At 69.7% G+C, this 18020-nt stretch carries 18 protein-coding genes and 1 tRNA gene; 12 read left to right on the plus strand and 7 right to left on the minus strand.

Annotated features, from left to right (window positions below; genetic code table 11):
* Window positions 1-272 precede the first annotated feature (272 nt).
* The gene (locus ACFXGJ_RS19085) at window positions 273-470 is read left to right on the plus strand and encodes a sigma factor-like helix-turn-helix DNA-binding protein (protein WP_378623232.1); all 198 of its coding nucleotides are present in this window, start codon (window positions 273-275) and stop codon (window positions 468-470) included.
* A gap of 12 nt (window positions 471-482) precedes the next feature.
* Here the strand turns inward: ACFXGJ_RS19085 and lexA are convergent, their stop codons facing one another.
* On the minus strand, window positions 483-1145 hold the full coding sequence (gene lexA / locus ACFXGJ_RS19090; RefSeq protein WP_378623234.1) for a transcriptional repressor LexA: 663 nt from the start codon (window positions 1143-1145) through the stop codon (window positions 483-485).
* A gap of 149 nt (window positions 1146-1294) precedes the next feature.
* Entirely contained in the window at window positions 1295-1786 is a 492-nt protein-coding gene (locus tag ACFXGJ_RS19095) for an inorganic diphosphatase (protein WP_378423334.1), read from the minus strand.
* Between the two features lie 152 nt (window positions 1787-1938).
* Between ACFXGJ_RS19095 and dacB the strand changes: the two genes are divergently transcribed.
* The 6 genes from dacB (at window position 1939) to ACFXGJ_RS19125 (ending at window position 9009) form a co-directional block, all read left to right on the plus strand.
* Window positions 1939-3327, plus strand: a complete 1389-nt coding sequence (gene dacB / locus ACFXGJ_RS19100) for a D-alanyl-D-alanine carboxypeptidase/D-alanyl-D-alanine-endopeptidase (protein ID WP_378623261.1) — start codon at window positions 1939-1941, stop codon at window positions 3325-3327.
* Window positions 3324-4391 (plus strand): zinc-dependent metalloprotease, encoded by a 1068-nt coding sequence (locus ACFXGJ_RS19105; RefSeq protein WP_378623236.1) that lies wholly within the window; start codon window positions 3324-3326, stop codon window positions 4389-4391. Before dacB ends, ACFXGJ_RS19105 begins: the two co-directional genes overlap by 4 nt.
* Window positions 4388-5392, plus strand: coding sequence for a tRNA lysidine(34) synthetase TilS (gene tilS, locus ACFXGJ_RS19110; RefSeq protein WP_378623238.1), 1005 nt, complete (start codon window positions 4388-4390; stop codon window positions 5390-5392). Before ACFXGJ_RS19105 ends, tilS begins: the two co-directional genes overlap by 4 nt.
* Window positions 5393-5450: 58 nt before the next feature.
* Window positions 5451-6005 (plus strand): hypoxanthine phosphoribosyltransferase, encoded by a 555-nt coding sequence (gene hpt, locus ACFXGJ_RS19115; protein WP_378623240.1) that lies wholly within the window; start codon window positions 5451-5453, stop codon window positions 6003-6005.
* 95 nt (window positions 6006-6100) lie between these two features.
* On the plus strand, window positions 6101-7438 hold the full coding sequence (locus tag ACFXGJ_RS19120) for an amidase (protein WP_378623242.1): 1338 nt from the start codon (window positions 6101-6103) through the stop codon (window positions 7436-7438).
* A gap of 116 nt (window positions 7439-7554) precedes the next feature.
* The gene (locus tag ACFXGJ_RS19125) at window positions 7555-9009 is read left to right on the plus strand and encodes a glycoside hydrolase family 5 protein (RefSeq protein ID WP_378623244.1); all 1455 of its coding nucleotides are present in this window, start codon (window positions 7555-7557) and stop codon (window positions 9007-9009) included.
* A 189-nt stretch (window positions 9010-9198) separates the two neighbouring features.
* Here ACFXGJ_RS19125 and ACFXGJ_RS19130 read toward each other — a convergent pair whose 3' ends face one another.
* The 4 genes from ACFXGJ_RS19130 to ACFXGJ_RS19145 all read right to left on the minus strand — a co-directional run bounded on the left by ACFXGJ_RS19130 (window position 9199) and on the right by ACFXGJ_RS19145 (window position 13037).
* Window positions 9199-9888, minus strand: a complete 690-nt coding sequence (locus ACFXGJ_RS19130; RefSeq protein ID WP_378623246.1) for a hypothetical protein — start codon at window positions 9886-9888, stop codon at window positions 9199-9201.
* 138 nt (window positions 9889-10026) lie between these two features.
* A complete protein-coding gene (locus tag ACFXGJ_RS19135; RefSeq protein WP_378623263.1) occupies window positions 10027-11394 on the minus strand; it encodes an MFS transporter in 1368 nt (455 codons plus the stop codon).
* Window positions 11395-11459: 65 nt separating this feature from the next.
* Window positions 11460-11852, minus strand: coding sequence for a carboxymuconolactone decarboxylase family protein (locus ACFXGJ_RS19140; protein ID WP_378623248.1), 393 nt, complete (start codon window positions 11850-11852; stop codon window positions 11460-11462).
* Window positions 11853-12032: 180 nt separating this feature from the next.
* A complete protein-coding gene (locus ACFXGJ_RS19145) occupies window positions 12033-13037 on the minus strand; it encodes an AraC family transcriptional regulator (RefSeq protein ID WP_378623250.1) in 1005 nt (334 codons plus the stop codon).
* A gap of 181 nt (window positions 13038-13218) precedes the next feature.
* Here ACFXGJ_RS19145 and ACFXGJ_RS19150 point away from each other — a divergent pair, with 181 nt between their 5' ends.
* From ACFXGJ_RS19150 to ACFXGJ_RS19160, 3 genes are all read left to right on the plus strand, one after another.
* Window positions 13219-14193, plus strand: a complete 975-nt coding sequence (locus ACFXGJ_RS19150; RefSeq protein ID WP_378623253.1) for a quinone oxidoreductase family protein — start codon at window positions 13219-13221, stop codon at window positions 14191-14193.
* A 148-nt stretch (window positions 14194-14341) separates the two neighbouring features.
* Window positions 14342-15190 carry a TauD/TfdA dioxygenase family protein gene (locus ACFXGJ_RS19155; protein WP_378623265.1) on the plus strand — a complete coding sequence of 283 codons (849 nt, stop codon included), beginning with the start codon at window positions 14342-14344 and terminating at the stop codon, window positions 15188-15190.
* A 49-nt stretch (window positions 15191-15239) separates the two neighbouring features.
* The gene (locus tag ACFXGJ_RS19160) at window positions 15240-16295 is read left to right on the plus strand and encodes a 3-keto-5-aminohexanoate cleavage protein (RefSeq protein ID WP_378623255.1); all 1056 of its coding nucleotides are present in this window, start codon (window positions 15240-15242) and stop codon (window positions 16293-16295) included.
* A 74-nt stretch (window positions 16296-16369) separates the two neighbouring features.
* Here ACFXGJ_RS19160 and ACFXGJ_RS19165 read toward each other — a convergent pair whose 3' ends face one another.
* On the minus strand, window positions 16370-16846 hold the full coding sequence (locus tag ACFXGJ_RS19165; protein ID WP_378623257.1) for a GatB/YqeY domain-containing protein: 477 nt from the start codon (window positions 16844-16846) through the stop codon (window positions 16370-16372).
* A gap of 66 nt (window positions 16847-16912) precedes the next feature.
* Between ACFXGJ_RS19165 and ACFXGJ_RS19170 the strand changes: the two genes are divergently transcribed.
* Both ACFXGJ_RS19170 and ACFXGJ_RS19175 read left to right on the plus strand, forming a co-directional pair.
* A complete protein-coding gene (locus ACFXGJ_RS19170) occupies window positions 16913-17878 on the plus strand; it encodes a metallophosphoesterase (RefSeq protein WP_378623259.1) in 966 nt (321 codons plus the stop codon).
* Between the two features lie 38 nt (window positions 17879-17916).
* Window positions 17917-17990 (plus strand) — tRNA-Pro (locus ACFXGJ_RS19175).
* The last annotated feature ends 30 nt before the right edge of the window (window positions 17991-18020 follow it).

Raw genomic sequence — 18020 nt, forward strand, 5'->3', positions numbered from 1 at the left:
GTCCGCGCCAGTCGCGGGCGGCCCGGCACGCGGAGGGAATCTCACCCCTAGGGTGCACGAATCCCACCCCCAGGGTGCCTACTCCGGGCGGCCTCCCGCGGGAAACATGGGTGACGCACTCGAATAGGTAGCCCGGCACCAGGCCCCGCCGGGACAACCGTCCGGAGCATCGCCCTAGGGGGTGATCGAGACACATGTGGCCTCGGCCGGGTCGCCGCGACAGATCGCGGACCGGTCCACCCGCGCACCCGGGGGCGCCCGCCCCCGCGCCGGTGCGCGAGCGCGACGTCGTCCGCGCACTGGTCGAACTACCGCCCGAACAGCGGCAGCCGCTCGTGCTGGCGTACTACCGGGGCATGTCCTGTGACGAGGTGGCCGAGACCCTGTCCCTCGACGTCACCGTCGTCATCGACAGGGTGCACGACGGGTTGACCGCCCTGGCGAGCGCGCTGCGAGCGCCCTCCGGTTGAGGGTCGCCGGCCTCAGACCCGACGCATCACCGAAACCACCCTGCCCAGCACCACCGCCTCGTCACCGTCGATGACGGAGTAGGCGGGGTTGCGTGGTTCGAGGTAGACGTGCCCGCCGCGGCGCCGGAACACCTTCACGGTGGCCTCGCCGTCGATCATCGCCGCGACGATCTCACCCGAATGTGCCTCGTGCTGCTGGCGCACCACCACGATGTCCCCGTCGCAGATGGCGGCATCGATCATCGACTCTCCGCGCACGCGCAGTCCGAACACGGTGCCGGACCCGACCAGCTCGCGGGGCAGCATCAGCGCGTCGTCGGCGTGCTGTTCGGCGAGGATCGGGCTGCCTGCCGCGATGTCGCCGACGACGGGCACGGTCACCGAGTTACCGGACCGCTCGCTCGACCCGGAGCCCCGGAGGAACGGCCGCACGTCGATCGGCCGGGAGACTGCAGCGCTGCGACGCAGAAAGCCCTTGTCCTCCAATGACTTCAGATGCTTCGACACCGACGAGGTGGACACCAGCCCGACCGCGTCCGCGATCTGCCGGGTGCTCGGCGGATACCCGTGCTCGACCACCCAGTCCCGGATCGTCGCGAGGATCCGCTGTTGGCGCGGGGGCAATGTCGAGGCGTCGAGGCCCTCGAACATGTCGGGTTCGTCGTATCCGGTCACGGCGCGAATGGTAGCGAGGACCTGTGACACCGCCGGCGCGCCAACGCAAAAGGTGTGGGACACCGACCGGCTCCGCTGCGCGTCGCGCCGCGGGGTGGTGTCCCACACCCTTCGTCAGGACCGTGCGCTGTCCCGACCTGACCTGTAGCTCAGTGGCCGCCGTTGGCCTTCAGCCGCTCGAAGGCCTCCGCGATGACCTTCTCGGCCTCGGCGAGGCCGACCCAGTCGGCGCCGGTGACGTGCTTGTTCGGCTCGAGATCCTTGTAGTGCACGAAGAAGTGCTTGATCGCGTCGAGCTCGAACTGCGAGACATCGGAGATGTCCTGGATGTGGTCCCAGCGCGGATCGCCCGCGACCACGCACAGCACCTTGTCGTCGCCGCCGGCCTCGTCGACCATCTTGAACATGCCGACCGGGCGGGCCTCGACGATCACGCCGGGGTACACGGACTCGGGGAGCAGGACCATCGCGTCGAGCGGGTCGCCGTCCTCGCCGAGGGTGTTCTCGATGTAGCCGTAGTCGGCGGGGTAGCCGAAGGAGGTGTAGAGGTAGCGGTCCAGCTTCACGCGGCCGGTCTCGTGATCGACCTCGTACTTGTTGCGCTGGCCCTTGGGGATCTCGATGGTGACGTCGAACTCCACGCCTCTTCCTCGCTTTGTCTCGGTGGATGGTGCCGGGTCAGGGTAACCGGTCGACGATACTGTGGGGGAACTACAGCAGTCGGCTGCACACCGCAGGCGCGGTACCGATCATCGGAGGGATGTTGGCAAAGGTAGGGGCGAAGGACCGCAAGATGGGGTCCCTGGCCGCGCAGCGACGCAAACGTGTCCGGGTTCTGCTCGGCGCCGTCGGGGTGCTGGTGCTGGCGACCGCCGCCGGGGTCGTCGCGCTTGTCCGTCCCGACCTGAGCTTCGACGCCGGCGCCGCTACCAGGACAACCACTCCCGCCCCGGCCCCGGTGCTGGCGACGCCGCAGGTGGCCCCGGTGCCCGCGGACGCGCCGATGCCGACACCCGCGGCGCTGGCCGCGGCCCTCGGACCGGCGCTGGCGAACCCCGCACTGGGCACCCTGACCGGGATGGTTTCCGACGCGGCGACCGGCACCGTGCTGTGGAGTCAGGGGCCCGACACCCCGATGGTCCCGGCGTCGACCACGAAGGTGCTCACCGCGACGGCCGCGCTGCTGGCGCTCGCCCCCGAGCACCGCGTGGCTACTCGGGTCGTCCAGGGCGACGTCCCCGGGCAGATCGTGCTCGTCGGCGGCGGCGACCCCACCCTGACCGCTCAGCCTCCGGGGCAGCCGGGCTTCTACCCCGGCGCGCCCCGGCTCGACGACCTGGTCGAACAGGTCAAGCGTGCGGGCGCGACCGTCACCAGCGTCGTCGTGGACAACAGCGCCTACGCCGGACCGGCGCTGGCCCAGGGCTGGGACCCCGCGGACATCGCCGGCGGCAACATCGCGCCGATCGAGCCGGTGATGCTCGACGGCGGGCGCATCAAGCCGCTCGAGGACGAGTCGCCGCGCAGCGCGACGCCCTCCCTGGACGCCGGCCGACTGCTCGGCGCCGCGTTCGGCGTCGACCCCGCCCACGTCACGCTGGGGACCGCGCCGTCCGGAGGGGCGCCGCTCGCCTCGGTGGAATCCGCGCCGCTGCGGGACCGGCTCGGCCAGATGATGGGGCATTCGGACAACGTGCTCGCCGAGGCGATCGGCCGGGAGGTCGCCGCCAAGGTCGGCACCGAGGCGTCGTTCGCCGGCGCCGTCACCGCGATCGGTCAGACGCTGGGCGCGGGCGGGTTCGACCTGCGCGGGCTCACCCTGCACGACGCGAGCGGGCTGTCGGTGGACGGGCGCATCCCCGCACGACTGCTGGACCAGGCCCTGTCCGCGGCGACCGGTGACGCCAAGCCGCAGTTGCGCCCGATCCTCGACTACCTGCCCATCGCGGGGGCCACCGGAACTCTCTCGGACCGGTACGCCACCGGGGACCGCAACGCCGCGGGCTGGGTACGGGCCAAGACCGGAACCCTGTCCGCCGCGAGCGCGCTGGCCGGCTACGTCACCGACGTCGACAATCGGGTCCTGACCTTCGCGCTGATGTCGAACGACCGGCCGCCGGACGTGAGCAGGCCGGCCCTCGACGCGATCGCCTCGACGTTGCGTTCCTGCGGCTGCCGATGACCGGCGACCAGGCGGGCGGGGACAAGTCGAGCGCGTTCGCGGGCGCGGTCGACTGGGACCTGGCGGCCTGGACCGGAGTCCGGCTCGCACGGCCGGGACCGAGCACCTCGCGGTACTCCGCCGAGGCGGTGGTCGCCGAACTGGCGGATGCGTCGATCCGCGCCGAGGGTCCGGTCCGCAGGGTGACCGGGCTCGCGGACGGGCTGCCGGTGCCGGAGGCCATGGTGGTGGACCGGCCGGGCTGGATCCGGGCCGCGGCTCGGTCGATGGCGAATCTCACCGGCGAGGACGAGGCGCGCGCGAAGGGTCTGCTCGGGGGTCGTCCCGCCGGACTGCAGGCGGGCGCGATGCTCGCGTTCCTCTCGTCCGCGATCCTCGGCCAGTACGACCCGTTCACCGGGGAACACGGGACGCTGCTGCTGGTCGCGCCGAACGTGGTGAGTGTCGAACGCGCGCTTGCCGTCCCGCCCAGCGACTTTCGGCTGTGGGTGTGCCTCCACGAGGTCACCCACCGAGTGCAGTTCTCGTCCGCGCCGTGGATCGCCGACTACATGCGCGCCAACGTGGCCACGCTGGGGCAGACCGGCGAGGAGTCCGTCACCGAGATGATCGGCAGGCTCGCCGCCGCGGTGCGGGGTCGACGAGCGGGCGCCGAGCAGGCCCCCGAGGACGCCGGCGTGCTGGGGTTGCTGCGCGCCACCCAGTCGGAGCCGCAGCGCGCCGCGCTGGACCGGTTGCTCATGCTCGGCACCCTGCTCGAGGGCCACGCCGATCACGTGATGGACGCCGTCGGCGCGGACGTGGTGCCGTCGGTCGTGCGGATCCGCCAGGCGTTCAACCAGCGCCGGACCCGGCAGAGCAATCCGCTGCAGCGGCTGGTCCGGGCACTGCTCGGGATGGACGCGAAGATGGCCCAGTACGTGCGGGGCAAGGCTTTCGTCGATGCCGTCGTCGACCGGGTCGGGATGGCCGAGTTCAACGCCGTCTGGACCGGACCCGACACCCTGCCGCTGACCACCGAGATCGAGGACCACGAGAAGTGGATCGCCCGGGTCCTGGGATGACGAGCGGGCCGCCGCTCGGTCCGCTGCCCGAGGGTCCCGCGCTGCTCGAGGTCCGGCACGCGGTCCGCCGGTGGGTGCGCGTCCACCGCGCCGACCCGGCCGGGGTGGCCGTGGCGCTGTCCGGTGGGGCCGACTCGCTGGCGCTGACCGCGGCGGCGGTCGCCGAGGCGGGCCCCGTGCATGCGCTCGTCGTCGACCATCGACTGCAGGACGGCTCCGGTGAGGTCGCCGAACAGGCCGCCGAGCGGGCGGTCGCGCTCGGTTGCGCGAGCGCGCGGGTGCTGCCCGTGACCGTCGACGGGCCGGGGGGGCTGGAGGCGGCCGCGCGGCGGGCGCGCTACGCGGCGCTCGACGCGGCCCGCGCCGGCCTGCCGGTGTTGCTCGGCCACACGCTCGACGACCAGGCGGAGACGGTGCTGCTCGGGCTCGCTCGTGGCTCCGGTCCGCGCTCGCTGGCCGGAATGCGCGACGACGACCCGCCGTGGGGGCGCCCGCTGCTGTCCGTTCGGCGAGCGGTCACGGACCGGGCGTGTGTGGAGCTGGGGCTGTCGCCCTACCGGGACCCGCACAACCGCAGCCCCGAGTTCACCCGGGTGCGGCTGCGCACGGAAGCCCTGCCGCTGCTCGAGCAGATCCTCCGTGGCGGCGTGGCCGAGGCGTTGAGCCGGACCTCGGCACAGCTGCGCGAGGACGGCGAGGTACTCGACGAGCTGGCGGCCGAGCTGCTGGCCGCGGCCGGCGCGGGCGAAGGCCTCGATGCCGCGGTCCTCGCCGGGGCCCACCCGGCACTGCGCCGGCGGGCGCTGCGGAGCTGGTTGCTCGGCCGCGGCGCACGCGGACTGACCGATCGGCAGCTGCGCGCGGCGGACGACCTGGTGGGCCGGTGGCGCGGACAGGGCGGGGTCGCGGTGGGCGGCGGCGCGCCAGGTGTCAGGTTGGTGCTCTCGCGGCGACGTGGGATGCTGTCGGTCGGGTTCGTCAGCGAACGGCCCCGTCAGTGAACGGCCGGCGATGAGCCGAGCCAGCACACGCCATCAAGAAGCAAAAGGGGCTAGCGCCGTGTACGAAGGCGATATCGCATCGGTCTTGATTTCCGAGGAGCAGATTCGCGACAAGACGGCCGAGCTGGCCGCCGCGATCGCCGAGCGCTATCCGGACGGTGCGCCCGAGGGCGACCTGCTGCTCGTCGGCGTGCTCAAGGGCGCGATCTTCTTCATGACCGACCTGGCGCGGGCGCTGCCGATCCCCACCCAGATGGAGTTCATGGCCGTCAGCTCGTACGGCTCGTCCACCTCGTCGTCGGGCGTGGTGCGGATCCTCAAGGATCTCGACAAGGACATCGCCGGCCGGAACGTACTGATCGTCGAGGACATCATCGACTCCGGGCTGACGCTGTCGTGGCTGATGCGCAACCTGACCACCCGCAACCCGGCGTCGCTGACGGTGGTGACGCTCCTGCGCAAGCCGGACGCCACCAAGATCGACGTGGACGTCGAGTGGGTCGGCTTCGACATCCCCAACGAGTTCGTCGTCGGCTACGGCCTCGACTACGCCGAGCGCTACCGCGACCTGCCGTACATCGGCACCCTCGAGCCCAGCGTCTACGGCGGCTGAGACCCGCGTCGCCGTCGACGCCCGGACCGGGTTCGTCCGGGCGTCTCACGTGCGGCGGAGTGCGGCGTGCCGACGCGGCGCGGGCGCATAATCGTGTGATGGACCCGGACTTCACCGCCTCCTCGATTGCCGCGCGGGTGCGTGCGGGAGCACTGACCCCGACCGAAGCTGTCGACGCCGCACTGCAACGAATTGCCGAACGCGATCTGCATCTGGGTGCTTTCGTCGCGGTGCGCCCGGAGCAGGCCAGGGCCGAGGCGGCCGAACTGGCTGCCCGCGGAGACCTCTCGGACTTGCCGCTCGCGGGGGTGCCGGTCGCGGTCAAGGACAACGTGCCGGTGACCGGCCATCGGCTCGGGAACGGGTCACGCGCCAGTTCGCCGTTGCCGTCGACCGCCGACCATCCGGTGGTGGCCCGGTTGCGCGCCGCGGGCGCGGTGGTCGTCGGACTCACCGCGGTGCCCGAGTTGTGCCTGTGGGGGACGGCCGACACCCCGGAGATGATCACCCGGAATCCGTGGAACCCGTCCCGGACCTCGGGCGGATCGTCCGGCGGGTCGGCGGTCGCGGTGGCGGCGGGCATGGTCCCGGCCGCGCACGGCGCGGACGGTATGGGCTCGATCCGGATTCCGTCTGCGGCCTGCGGGGTGGTCGGAATCAAGCCGGGCCGTGGCCTGGTGCCCGCCGAGCTCGGTGTCGACTCGTGGTTCGGGATGTCGGAGAACGGTCCGATCGCGACCACGGTCGCGGACACCGCGCTGGTGCTGTCGGTGATGGCGGACCGGCCCGACCTCGCCGAGGTGGCCGATCCCGGTTCGCTGCGGATCGCGGTGTCGACGCGTTCGCCGCTCGCGTTCGTCCGGGTGGATCCGCACTGGCGGGCGGCGGCCGAGCGGGCCGCGACCGCGCTCGGCGGCGCGGGCCATCACATCGCGACCGCGCAGCTGCCGTACCCGGCGAATCCGCTCCCGCTGATCGCGCGGTGGACGGCGGGCACCGCGGCCGACGCGGCGGAGCTGGATCCGGCCCTGCTGCAGCGGCGCACCCGCGGGCACGCGGCGGTGGGCCGGCAGCTCGCCAGGTTCGTCAAGACCGAGCAGGTGGAGCGGGTCCAGCGGGCGCTGGACGGGTTCTTCGCCCGCTACGACGTGGTGATCACCCCGACCTTGGCGGCGGCGCCGATCGCGTCGGCTCGATGGAGCGAGAAGTCGTGGCTCTCGAACGTGGTCGCGAACGTGCGGTACGCGCCCTTCCCCTCGCTGTGGAACCTGGCGGGGTGGCCGGCGGCGAGTGTGCCTGCCGGGATCCATCCGCAGACCGGTACTCCGCTCGGCGTCCAGATCGCGGCGCCGCCCGGCGGCGAGGGCAAGATCCTGGCGGTCGCCGCTCAGCTCGAGCAGTTGCTGCCGTGGACGAGGGTCGCGGCGGTGTGACGGACGAGCGTCGCGTCGGTCTGGCGGGCGAGTGTCCGTCGTTCTTACACATCCGGAAGGTTGCGCACCGCTAAACTCTGGGCGAACTGGACGGTTGTATAGGAGGCCACAGGCTCGTGCGCACACTGTTGTTGATTGCCCTGGCGGCACTGACCCTGCAGGCGGCGCCGGCGGCGACCGCGGCGCCGGCCCCAGCGGACTGGACGCTGCCGAGGCTGACCGTCGAGAACCGCACGATCAAGGACGTCGACGGGCGGACCGTGCTGCTGCGCGGCGTGAACGTCAACCAGCTCAACCACTATGCGGACAACGGCACCGGCCTGCCGACGGTGATGCCGCTCGACCGCAGCGATTTCGCGCGGATGGCGGCGCTGGGATTCAACGTCGTACGGCTCAACATCGCGTGGTCCAAGCTCGAACCCACCCCCGGCGCGTTCGATCAGGATTACGTCGGTCGGATTCGGGAAGCCGTGTCGGACGCGAAGGCGCACGGTCTGTACACGGTGCTCGACATGCACCAGGACGCGTGGGGTCCGTCGGTGGGCACCCCGGCGGGCGAGCAGTGCCCCCCGCTGACGAAGCCGGGGATCGGGTGGGACGGTGCGCCCGAGTGGGCGACCATCACGCACGGGTGGACGACGTGCAACGTCGGCGGCGTTCGGGAGGTCTCGCCGGCGGTCGCCCGGGCGTTCCAGTCGTTCTACGACGACGAACAGGGCGTGCAGGGTCACCTCGTCGCCACCTGGGCCCGGCTCGTGGCGGAGTTCAAGAGCGAACCCGCGGTTGCCGGCTACGACCTGCTGAACGAGCCCAATCCCGGTCTTCGGGACCCGGTCGCCGCGGCAGACCAGCTCGGCCGCTTCTATCAGCGCGCGATCGGGGCGATCCGGCAGGCGGAGGCGGGCGGCTTCCCGCATCTGGCCATCTTCGAGCCGAGTGCGATCTGGTCCGGGTTCGGGTTGGACGCGGTGCCGCCGCGTCACTACGTGTCGGATCCGCTTGTCGTCTTCTCTCCGCACCTCTACAGCCAGTCGATCACCGTGAGCAGCGACTTCCCCACCCTCGAGGAGGGATTCAAGATCGCCGCGGACGCGGCCGCGGGCTACGACGCCCCCCTGTGGACGGGCGAGTGGGGCTGGTGGGGTGACTCCGCGGCGGCCGACACCGACCGATTCACGGACGCGATGAATCGCTACCGCATCGGCGGCGCGTGGTGGTCGTGGACCCAGGCGTGCGGTGATCCGCACGCCGTGCGGGACGGCAACACCGGCAAGCCGCAGGAGAACCTCAATGTCGTCGACTGCCCGTCCGGGACGCCCCTCGGGCTGCTCGACGGCGTCGCCACCGCGCTGGCACGCCCGTATCCTCGTGCGGTTCCCGGCAACTTGACCGAGGTCACCGCGATCGGTTTCGCCGGCAAGGGGTCGGGCCGCGTGGAGGCCTGGTACCCGGGCGACGCGAAGCCGAGCCTGCAGACGGTGAACATCGACGACGTCGAGTTGGTTCGGGTGGATGGTGGTTGGCGAATGATCGCGCACGCTGCGGGCGCGTACTCGGTGACGATGTCCTGACACGCAGACAGCGAACTCGGACCTGTTGCGGGGAATCGATTCCCCGCAACAGGTCCGAGTAGTTCGACCGATGAAGCCTGGCCTTGTCCACATAGCCTCGAAGCTGTCGATTTCCAGGTCCGTGATCTGCCCTTTCGGGTCGACAACTACGGCGCCGGCAGGTGGGCCGCCTGGTCGGTCCGGGAGTGCTTACTTCTTCGGAGCCGCGGGCTGGTTGAGGAGCTGAATGAACTGCGGGGCATTCGCCAGTGCGGAGCCCAGTCCGCCGATCGCAGTGCCGGCCAAGCCCGATGTGGCGCCGAGTAGGAGCGCCCCACCGATGCAGCCGGCGAGCGGGCCGGCGCCGAAGAGCATCGCGGCCGGTGCGGAGACCACGCCCGCCACGGTCGCGCCGAGCAGGCAACCGCCGACCAGGCCGGTGGCCGAGCCGAGGAAGCCGCCGACTGCCGAGGTCAGGCTGATGGCGGGCTGAACCCCGCCGACCGCGGCGGGGAGGTCGATATCGTGCAGAGCGCCGACCTTCGGCATCGGGACGGCGGCGCCGGTGTCCGCAGTCAGGGTGGCGGTGTTGCCCGTGATCTGTGCCGAGATCGGGTAGGCCATGCCGTCGAATGCGATGGTCAGCGGCACGGCCTCGACCACGGTGCCCTCAGCGTCGCGGACGAGCAGGCGGTTGTCCTCGGTGCTCAGTGATCCGGCGGCGGTGTGGACGAGGACCTGGTCGCCGGCGCGGGTGACCGTCCAGTTGACGGAGGGCTGCGCGTTCTGGCTGGTCTGGGTTGATTCGCTCGTCGCGGGTGCGGCGTAGGCCGTCCCGGTGGCGATGCTGGTTGCTGCGATCGCCAGGATTGCGGTGGTGGTGAATTTGCGGATCTTCATGGCTCTTCGTGTCTCGATTTCTCTGGGGCGGATCGAGCTCCCCGCACCGGCGAACGCCGAGACAGGGGGCGAGAGGGGGTTGGGGGGCATATCGTCCGGCGGTGCGAAAGCCGCGCCGGGAGGCGGGTCACAGGATCGCTATCCAATAGCTGCGGCACCCTGGCCCTTGGCCGCTGCGGCGGCACTCTGCGCCGCGAGCTTCGCGAGGCCGGTCGGGTGCATCCGCCTGCCGAGGAACAGGGCCCCGATCGCCAGCACGTACACCAGCGGTGCCAACTGGAGGGCGCCGAGTAGGCCGAGGCGGTCGGCGAGGATGCCGATGACGAAGGGGCCGGTCGCCAGGCCGAGGACGTTGTTGGCGATGGTCAGGCTGCCGAGGGCGGAGGCCCGCACCGACTGGTGGGTCAGTCCCGCCACCATGGCCGCGGTGGGGCCGGACGAGCCGGCGGCGAAGAAGGCGCCGATACCCAGCAGGATCAGCTGAGAAGTGCCGGTCGCCAGCTGGAGTCCGATCCCGAGCGAGGCCAGAGAGATCACGCAGTAGCAGATCGCGCTGGTCCATTTCGCGGCCGCGTTGTTGCGGCTGACCCGGTCGGTGATCATGCCGCAGACGATCATGCCGATCGCGATCAGCAACACGAACACAGACGCGACCGCGCCAGCCTTGTCCGGGGCCAGGCCGTAATAGCGGTTGAAGTAGCTCGGGGCCCAGGCGAGCAGCACGGCAGCGTTGAACATCTGCAGTCCGCCACCGAGGTACGCGCACCACACGGCCGGGTTGGTGAACAGTGTCGAGACCGGGACGCGGATCGCGGGTCCGTCGGGACGAGCGGATGCGGAAGTGTCGTCGGAGGCGGCGTGCTCGGCCAGACGGCGTTCGGTGACCACCAGGCGGAACGCCGCGACCAGGATGAGCCCGAGGACCGCCATCGCGGCGAACGACCAGCGCCAGCCCAGGTGAACGGCGATGACGGCGCCGAGCGCGACCCCGACGACCGAGCCGAAGGAACCGCCGGCCATGAACGCGCCGCTGAGCGTGGAGTGGACGCGTGGCGCGAAGACGCTGAGAACCAAGGCGATTCCGACACTTCCGTACGCGGCCTCGCCGACACCGACGAAGAAGCGGGCGGCGAGCATCTGCTCGTAGTTGGAGGCGATCGCACACAGCAATGTTGCGATGCTCCACAGCGTGGCCATCAGTACCAGGGACTTCACCCGACCCCATCGGTCGGCCAGCATGGAGAGCGGGAGGGTGAGCAGTCCGACCATCAGCGCGACGATGCTGGTGAGGGATGCGAGCTGGGAATCCGTCAGCGCCCATTCGGACTTCAGAAACGGAAATACCGCACTGAGAACCTGACGGGACATGTAGTCGGACAGCAGCAACGCGAAGGCGAGGGCGAAAACGAGCCAGGGGTACAGCGCGGACCGACGGCCGCGGTGCGGGCGTTCGACATCGATCCCGCTGGGTGCGGGATCGGCGGACGCGTTCTCGTGGCCTGTCATGGTGGAAGTGAGTTCCATGGTGCTCCTCGAATCGGCAGAGGGGTGGAGTGTGTGGCGGCAGGAGGTCAGCTGGCTGCGCGCCGGGATTCGAACGCGTCGAGTTCCTCCGCGAGAATCGGCACACCGAGGTTGCAGGCGTGGATGCCGAGGACGCTCACCATCTCGAGGACGGTGAGGATCTCCTGCCTGGACACCCCGAGCTCGAGTGCGGCGCGGATGTGCCGGCGCACCCCCGGTGCGTACATGTGGGTGGCTGCGGCATCGATGGCGATGCTGAGCAGTTCCACGAACTCGGGTGAGAACACATTCCGACGCACAGGGGTGGCATTCATTGCCATGAACTGCTCTGTCCATTCCGGGTCCCATTGGAACAAGGTGTCCCACAGGGGATTCCAATTTCCATCGCGTTGCATTCGGTCGATGGTCGGAGTGGGTGTCGGCTCAGGGTTCGTCGTCATGCGTCGCTCGTTTCACGGATAACGAAAAGAATGGATGAGATGCGGGCAACGATCCGGCCGGAAGGTGGCCTGCATCACACTACGTCGCACGTGAGTCGAATAATTGCCCCTGCGGGACGGGATACTGTGCATATAGGGACATGACCCGGGGTGGTCACGACCCTCGGTTCGAGGGGCCGGCTATCCGGTGGACTGCTTGCGCCACTCGCGGGGGCTCATGCCGAACCTCTGGTGGAACCAGCGGGAGAAGCTGCTCGGCGTCGAGAACGCGAGCATCTCCGATACCTCCGTGAACGAGTAGCGCTGGCCGGTGACCATGCGGTTCGCGAGTTCGGCCCGGGTGGAATCGACGACCGAGGTGAACGTCTGTCCAGACTTCGCGAGGTGCCGATGCACCGTCCGGCGGTCGACGCCGAGGCTGCGGGCCACCTGCTCGATCGAGCACCGGCCGGTCGGCAGCATGAGTTCGACGAGTTCGCGAATGCGGTTGTCGAGCGTCGGTTCCTCGGGGGTGGTGAGCGTGTCGAGGAACTGCTGCGCGTACGACCGCAGGTGTGGGTCGGACAACCTGTTCGGTTCGTCCAGATCGCCTGTGTACGTGACGATTCCTGTGAAGTCGCTGTCGAAGTGCAGTGGTGCGTCGAAGAGCTGGCGATGTGTCGAGTCGTCGGTGGGGCGACTGTGTTCGAAGCAGACCGACACCGGGTGCCATCGATCGCCGAGGAGCTGCCGCAACAACTGGTGGGTCACCGTGACCGCCAGTTCCACGGACTGGCGAACGGAGATCGGTTCGCCGGGTTCGACGCTGATCCGGATGGTGGCCAGGCCGTCCCGTTCCGACATCCGGATGTGCAGCGCCTCGTTGTACATGTGCTGATACCGGATGAGCATGCGGAGCGCGCTCCGGGCGTCCGGCTCCTCGCGGATGCTGACGCTGAGCGGGCCGAGGGTCGACAGGCGTCGCCGCTCGGCCAGCTTGAGCGCGAAGTCCTGCCGACCCGATGCGGCCGCGGACAGTTCGAGGAGTCGGGCGACCGCCGACGCGGGCACCCACCGGTCCTGGAGGTCGAGGCCTCCCGGATCGAGGCCGACGCTGCGAAGCAGCAGCACCGGGTCGAGCGCCAACGTGCGGCTCAGTTCGATGTATCCCGTCAACGCGGCGTACCGCGCAAGGGGCTTTGCCACTCGGGTCACCTCTCTCGATCGCGTCGGGCTTCGATTCGGGCGACCGTATCGGCTGTCCCGAAGGGGAAACAAATATGTCCCGTGAGGATAAGTGTGAACCCTCTCTCATCGATACTGTCGTGTCAACTGAGTCACACCGGAACCGTCCGCTTCCGATGGAACCACGAGCAAGGAGAAGGCAATGGCAAAGGCGATCCGCTTCCACGAAACCGGCGGTCCGGAGGTTCTGAGGTGGGAGTCCGTCGAGGTCGGAGAGCCCGGGCCGGGTGAGGTCCGGATCCGGCACGGGGCGGTCGGCCTGAACTTCGCCGACACGTACTTCCGCACCGGTCTGTACCCGGCACCCCTTCCCGCGGGCATGGGTGTGGAGGCGGCAGGCGTCGTCGAGGCGGTCGGCCCCGGCGTCACGGCATTCAGCGAAGGCGACCGCGTCACCTACACGGGCAGTCCGCTGGGCGCGTACAGCACCGAACGCGTGATGCCCGTCGAGCACCTCATCGCCATTCCCGACGAGATCGCGTTCGAGACCGCCGCGGCGATGACCATGCGCGGCCTCACCACCTCGTACCTGTTGCGCCGGATCCATCCGCTGAAGTCCGGGGACACCGTGCTGCTGCACGCCGCGGCGGGAGGCGTCGGGCTGATCTTCAGCCAGTGGGCGAAACTGTTGGGCGTCAACGTCATCGGTACGGTGTCGACGGACGAGAAGGCTGCGGTCGCACGTGCGCACGGCTGCAGCGAGGTCATCGTGTACACCCGGGAGAACGTCGCCGAGCGCGTGCGTGAACTCACCGACGGGCGCGGCGTGCCGGTGGTCTACGACAGCATCGGGGCGTCGACCTTCCAGTCCTCGCTCGACTCGCTCGCGCGCCGCGGTCTGCTGGTGGCCTTCGGCACGGCGTCCGGCCCGATCCCGCCGATCGACGCCATGCAACTCGCGGTCAAGGGTTCGCTGTTCGTGACCAGGCCCGCCCTCGCCGACTACATCGCGGATCCGGCCGAGCGGGCCGAACTCGCCGGCGAGCTGTTCGGCCACGTCGCGGCCGGCCGCATCAAGATCGAGATCAACCAGCGCTACGAGCTCGCGGACGCCGAGCAGGCACACCGGGACCTGGAGTCCGGGATCAGCATCGGCTCGTCGGTCTTCTCGGTCTGATCCGAATTCGCTTCAACCGCATCGCTGTTCGGCGTGCCGTACCCGCCGTAGGCGTTGCGACCTCCCACCATCACAGTTCGCACAGGAGAGCGTCATGACCACAACCGTCGACCTCGAGTCCGGTCGGAACGGCGTCGTAGCCGGGACGATGGACGCGCGACCGCTGACCTGCAGCATCGGTGCCGAACTCGTCGGCGTCGATCTCGCCGCCGTCACCCGCGACGGCGAACTCTTCGCCGAGTTGAAGTCGTTGCTGCTGCGGCACAAGGTCCTGTTCTTCCGGGACCAGGGTATGAGCCGGGCCGAGCACGTGGCTCTCGCCGAACGCTTCGGCTCGCTGGAGGACCACCCCGCGCTGGGCAGCGACCCGGAGCATCCCGGCCTCGTCCGGATCTACAAGGACCTCGACAGCCCGCCGGAGCGATTCGAGAACGCCTACCACTGCGATGCCACGTGGCGGGAGAACCCCCCGATGGGGTGCGTGCTGCGGTGCATCGAGGGGCCGGAGGTGGGTGGCGACACCATGTGGGTGAACATGGCGCTGGCCTACGAGCGGTTGCCCGAGCACGTCAAGGAACAGATAGCGGGCCTGCGGGCACGGCACAGCATCGAGGCGACCTTCGGTGCGCGGCTGCCGATCGAACAGCGACTCGAGCTCAAGGAGCGCTTCCCGGACGCCGAGCACCCGGTGGTGCGCACGCACCCGGAGACCGGCGAGAAGATCCTGTTCGTCAACAGTTTCACCACCCACCTGACGAACTACCACACCGCCGACAACGTCCGGTGCGGCATCGACTACGCACCGGGAGCCGGGGAGTTGCTGCGGTACCTGCAGAGCCAGGCCGCGATCCCCGAGTACCAGGTGCGCTGGCGCTGGACGCGCAACAGCGTGGCGATCTGGGACAACCGCTCCACGCAGCACTACGCGGTCCAGGACTACTGGCCCGCCGTTCGAAAGATGGAGCGCGCCGGGATCATCGGCGACCGCCCCTTCTGATCCCCAATTCCGACCGAAGACCCCCAGCTACTCGAAAAGGAGTTCTGCCATGCATTTTCACGACGACGCGCTGTTCCCGGAGAACCAGGACAAGCTGGTCATCACCGTCGCGCCCTACGGCCCGGAGTGGGCGGTCGAGGACTTCCCCGAGGACCTGCCCCTGACGATGGACGAGCACGTCCAGCAGGCCGTCGACTGCTACGAGGCCGGCGCCACCGTCCTGCACATCCACGTCCGTGAGGAGGACGGCAAGGGCTCCAAGCGGCTGTCGAAGTTCAACGAGCTCCTCGGTCGCCTCCGCGAGGCCGTGCCGGAGATGATCCTCCAGGTCGGCGGCTCCATCTCCTTCGCCCCCGAGGGCGACGGTGCCGACGCCAAGTGGCTCTCCGACGACGTGCGGCACATGCTCGCCGAGCTGGACCCGAAGCCGGACCAGGTGACCATCGCGATCAACACCAGCCAGATGAACATCATGGAGCTGATGACCCCGGGCGACATCAAGGGCACCTCCCTTGAGAACGCCGAGCTGTCGGCGACCTACCGCGAGATGACCGTCCCCGCGGGCCCGGAGTGGGTCGAGGAGCACCTGCGTCGTCTGCAGGCCGCCGGGATCCAGCCGCACTTCCAGCTCTCGTCGATCCCGCAGCTCGAGACCGTCGAGCGGCTCATCCGCCGCGGCGTCTACACCGGCCCGCTGAACCTGACCTGGGTCGCGATCGGCGGCGGCTTCGACGGCCCCAACCCGTACAACATGATGCAGTTCGTGAACCGGGTCCCGGACGGCGCCTGCCTGACCCTCGAGACGCTGATGCGCAGCGTGCTGCCGGTCAACACCATGGCCATCGCGATGGGCCTGCACCCGCGGTGCGGCAACGAGGACAACCTGTGGGCACCCGATGGCGAGGTCAAGATCACCTCCGCCGAGCAGGTCCGCCAGCTCGTCCGCGTCGCCAAGGAACTCGGCCGCGAGGTCGCCACCGGCAAGGAGGCCCGCGACATCTACAAGATCGGCACCTCCTACAAGGACGCCGACGAAACCCTCGCCCAGCTCGGCTACGCCCCCAACCGCCAGCCCGGCCAGGTCGGCTTCACCGCACACGCCTGATCAACGCGCGTCCCGCGCCTGTGCGCGATCGGTACCCCGATCCGGGTACCGATCGCGCACAGGCGGCGTAGCCGCTACAGACGGTCCTTGACCGCCTTCGAGATGCGGGAGCCGTCGGCCTTGCCGGCGGCGAGTTCGGTCGCGACCTTCATGACCTGGCCCATCTGCCGCATGCCCGGACGCTCACCGAGTTCCTCGGCGATCTGGGCGATCGCGGTGTCCGCGACGTCGGCGAGTTCGGCGTCGGTGAGCGGGGTCGGCAGGTACTCGTCGATGATCTGCGCCTCCGCACGCTCGGTGGCCGCGAGTTCGCCACGGCCCGCCTCGGTGTAGATCTCCGCAGACTCGCCCCGCTTCTTGGACTCCTTGGCGAGCACCTTGAGGACCTCGTCGTCGGTGAGCTCGCGGGCCTCCTTGCCGGAGACCTCCTCGGTTTGCACGGCGGCGAGCAGCATCCGCAGCGTCTTCAGGCGGAGCGGATCCTTCGCCTTCATCGCCGCCGTCATGTCGGCGCGGAGGGTGGACTTCAGGGTGGGCGTGGAGTCGGACATGGTGCCGAACGCTACGCGCCCGGCCCGCCGACGCGCATGTCGTTTGCAGGCGCTGCGTATCCTGAAATGGTGTTTGACAACCCACGCAATGCCCTCCGCGGTACCGCGGCCGGACTGGCCGGTGCCGCGGCGCTCGGTGTCGGCTACGCCTCGCTGATCGAGCGCAACGCCTTCACCCTGCGGGAAACCACCATGCCGGTGCTCGAACCGGGGTCCTCGTCACTGCGCGTGCTGCACATCAGCGACCTGCACATGATGCCCGGACAGAAGCTCAAGCAGAACTGGTTGCGTGAACTCGACCGCCTCGACCCCGACCTCGTGGTGAACACCGGGGACAACCTGTCCCACCAGCGCGCCGTGCCCGCGGTCGTGCAGTCCCTCGGCGGCCTCCTGGCCCGGCCCGGACTGTTCGTCTTCGGCAGCAACGACTACTTCGCGCCGAAGCCGAAGAACCCGCTCAAGTACTTCAAGAAGGAACACAAGCGCACCCACGGCGAGCCGCTGCCCTGGCAGGACCTGCGCGCGGCCTTCAGCGAGCGCGGCTGGCTGGACGTCACGCACACCCGGCGCGAGCTCGAGGTCGCCGGGATCCGGATCGCGACGGCGGGCGTGGACGATCCGCACCTCAAGCGGGACCGCTACGACACCATCGCGGGCGCGCCGAACCCGATGGCCAACCTCAAGCTGGGCATCACCCACTCCCCCGAGCCCCGGGTGCTGGATCGCTTCGCCGCGGACGGGTACGACCTGGTCCTCGCCGGCCACACCCACGGCGGTCAGCTGTGCCTGCCGTTCTACGGCGCCCTGGTGACGAACTGTCAGCTGGACCGCTCCCGGGTGAAGGGTCCGTCGCGGTGGGGTGCGCACACCCGACTGCACGTCTCGGCCGGGATCGGCACGTCGCCGTACGCGCCGGCGCGGTTCTGCTGCCGACCCGAGGCCACCCTGCTGACATTGGTCGCAGCACCCGATCGAGGCCCGAAAGAGGGCATTCGACCAGGCGTTTCGCGTTCTTCGGCAGTCGTGCGCTAGACTTCGCTGGCTGCCAAAAACGGGCAGCTGGCAAGGCACGGGGTGTGGCGCAGCTTGGTAGCGCGCTTCGTTCGGGACGAAGAGGTCGTGGGTTCAAATCCCGCCACCCCGACAGTGCTTTCGAAGGCGCCATCCGCTCACG

This window comes from Rhodococcus sp. NPDC059234 (assembly GCF_042754225.1).
Taxonomy (GTDB): Bacteria; Actinomycetota; Actinomycetes; order Mycobacteriales; family Mycobacteriaceae; genus Rhodococcus_G.

Coding starts and splice junctions, on each gene's coding strand:
- dacB (WP_378623261.1), top strand. CDS start 1,939: ATGGGGTCCCTGGCCGCGCAGCGACGCAAACGTGTCCGGGTTCTGCTC.
- ACFXGJ_RS19105 (WP_378623236.1), top strand. CDS start 3,324: ATGACCGGCGACCAGGCGGGCGGGGACAAGTCGAGCGCGTTCGCGGGC.
- tilS (WP_378623238.1), top strand. CDS start 4,388: ATGACGAGCGGGCCGCCGCTCGGTCCGCTGCCCGAGGGTCCCGCGCTG.
- ACFXGJ_RS19130 (WP_378623246.1), bottom strand. CDS start 9,888: ATGAAGATCCGCAAATTCACCACCACCGCAATCCTGGCGATCGCAGCA.
- ACFXGJ_RS19135 (WP_378623263.1), bottom strand. CDS start 11,394: ATGACAGGCCACGAGAACGCGTCCGCCGATCCCGCACCCAGCGGGATC.
- ACFXGJ_RS19140 (WP_378623248.1), bottom strand. CDS start 11,852: ATGACGACGAACCCTGAGCCGACACCCACTCCGACCATCGACCGAATG.
- ACFXGJ_RS19150 (WP_378623253.1), top strand. CDS start 13,219: ATGGCAAAGGCGATCCGCTTCCACGAAACCGGCGGTCCGGAGGTTCTG.
- ACFXGJ_RS19155 (WP_378623265.1), top strand. CDS start 14,342: ATGGACGCGCGACCGCTGACCTGCAGCATCGGTGCCGAACTCGTCGGC.
- ACFXGJ_RS19160 (WP_378623255.1), top strand. CDS start 15,240: ATGCATTTTCACGACGACGCGCTGTTCCCGGAGAACCAGGACAAGCTG.
- ACFXGJ_RS19165 (WP_378623257.1), bottom strand. CDS start 16,846: ATGTCCGACTCCACGCCCACCCTGAAGTCCACCCTCCGCGCCGACATG.
- ACFXGJ_RS19170 (WP_378623259.1), top strand. CDS start 16,913: ATGGTGTTTGACAACCCACGCAATGCCCTCCGCGGTACCGCGGCCGGA.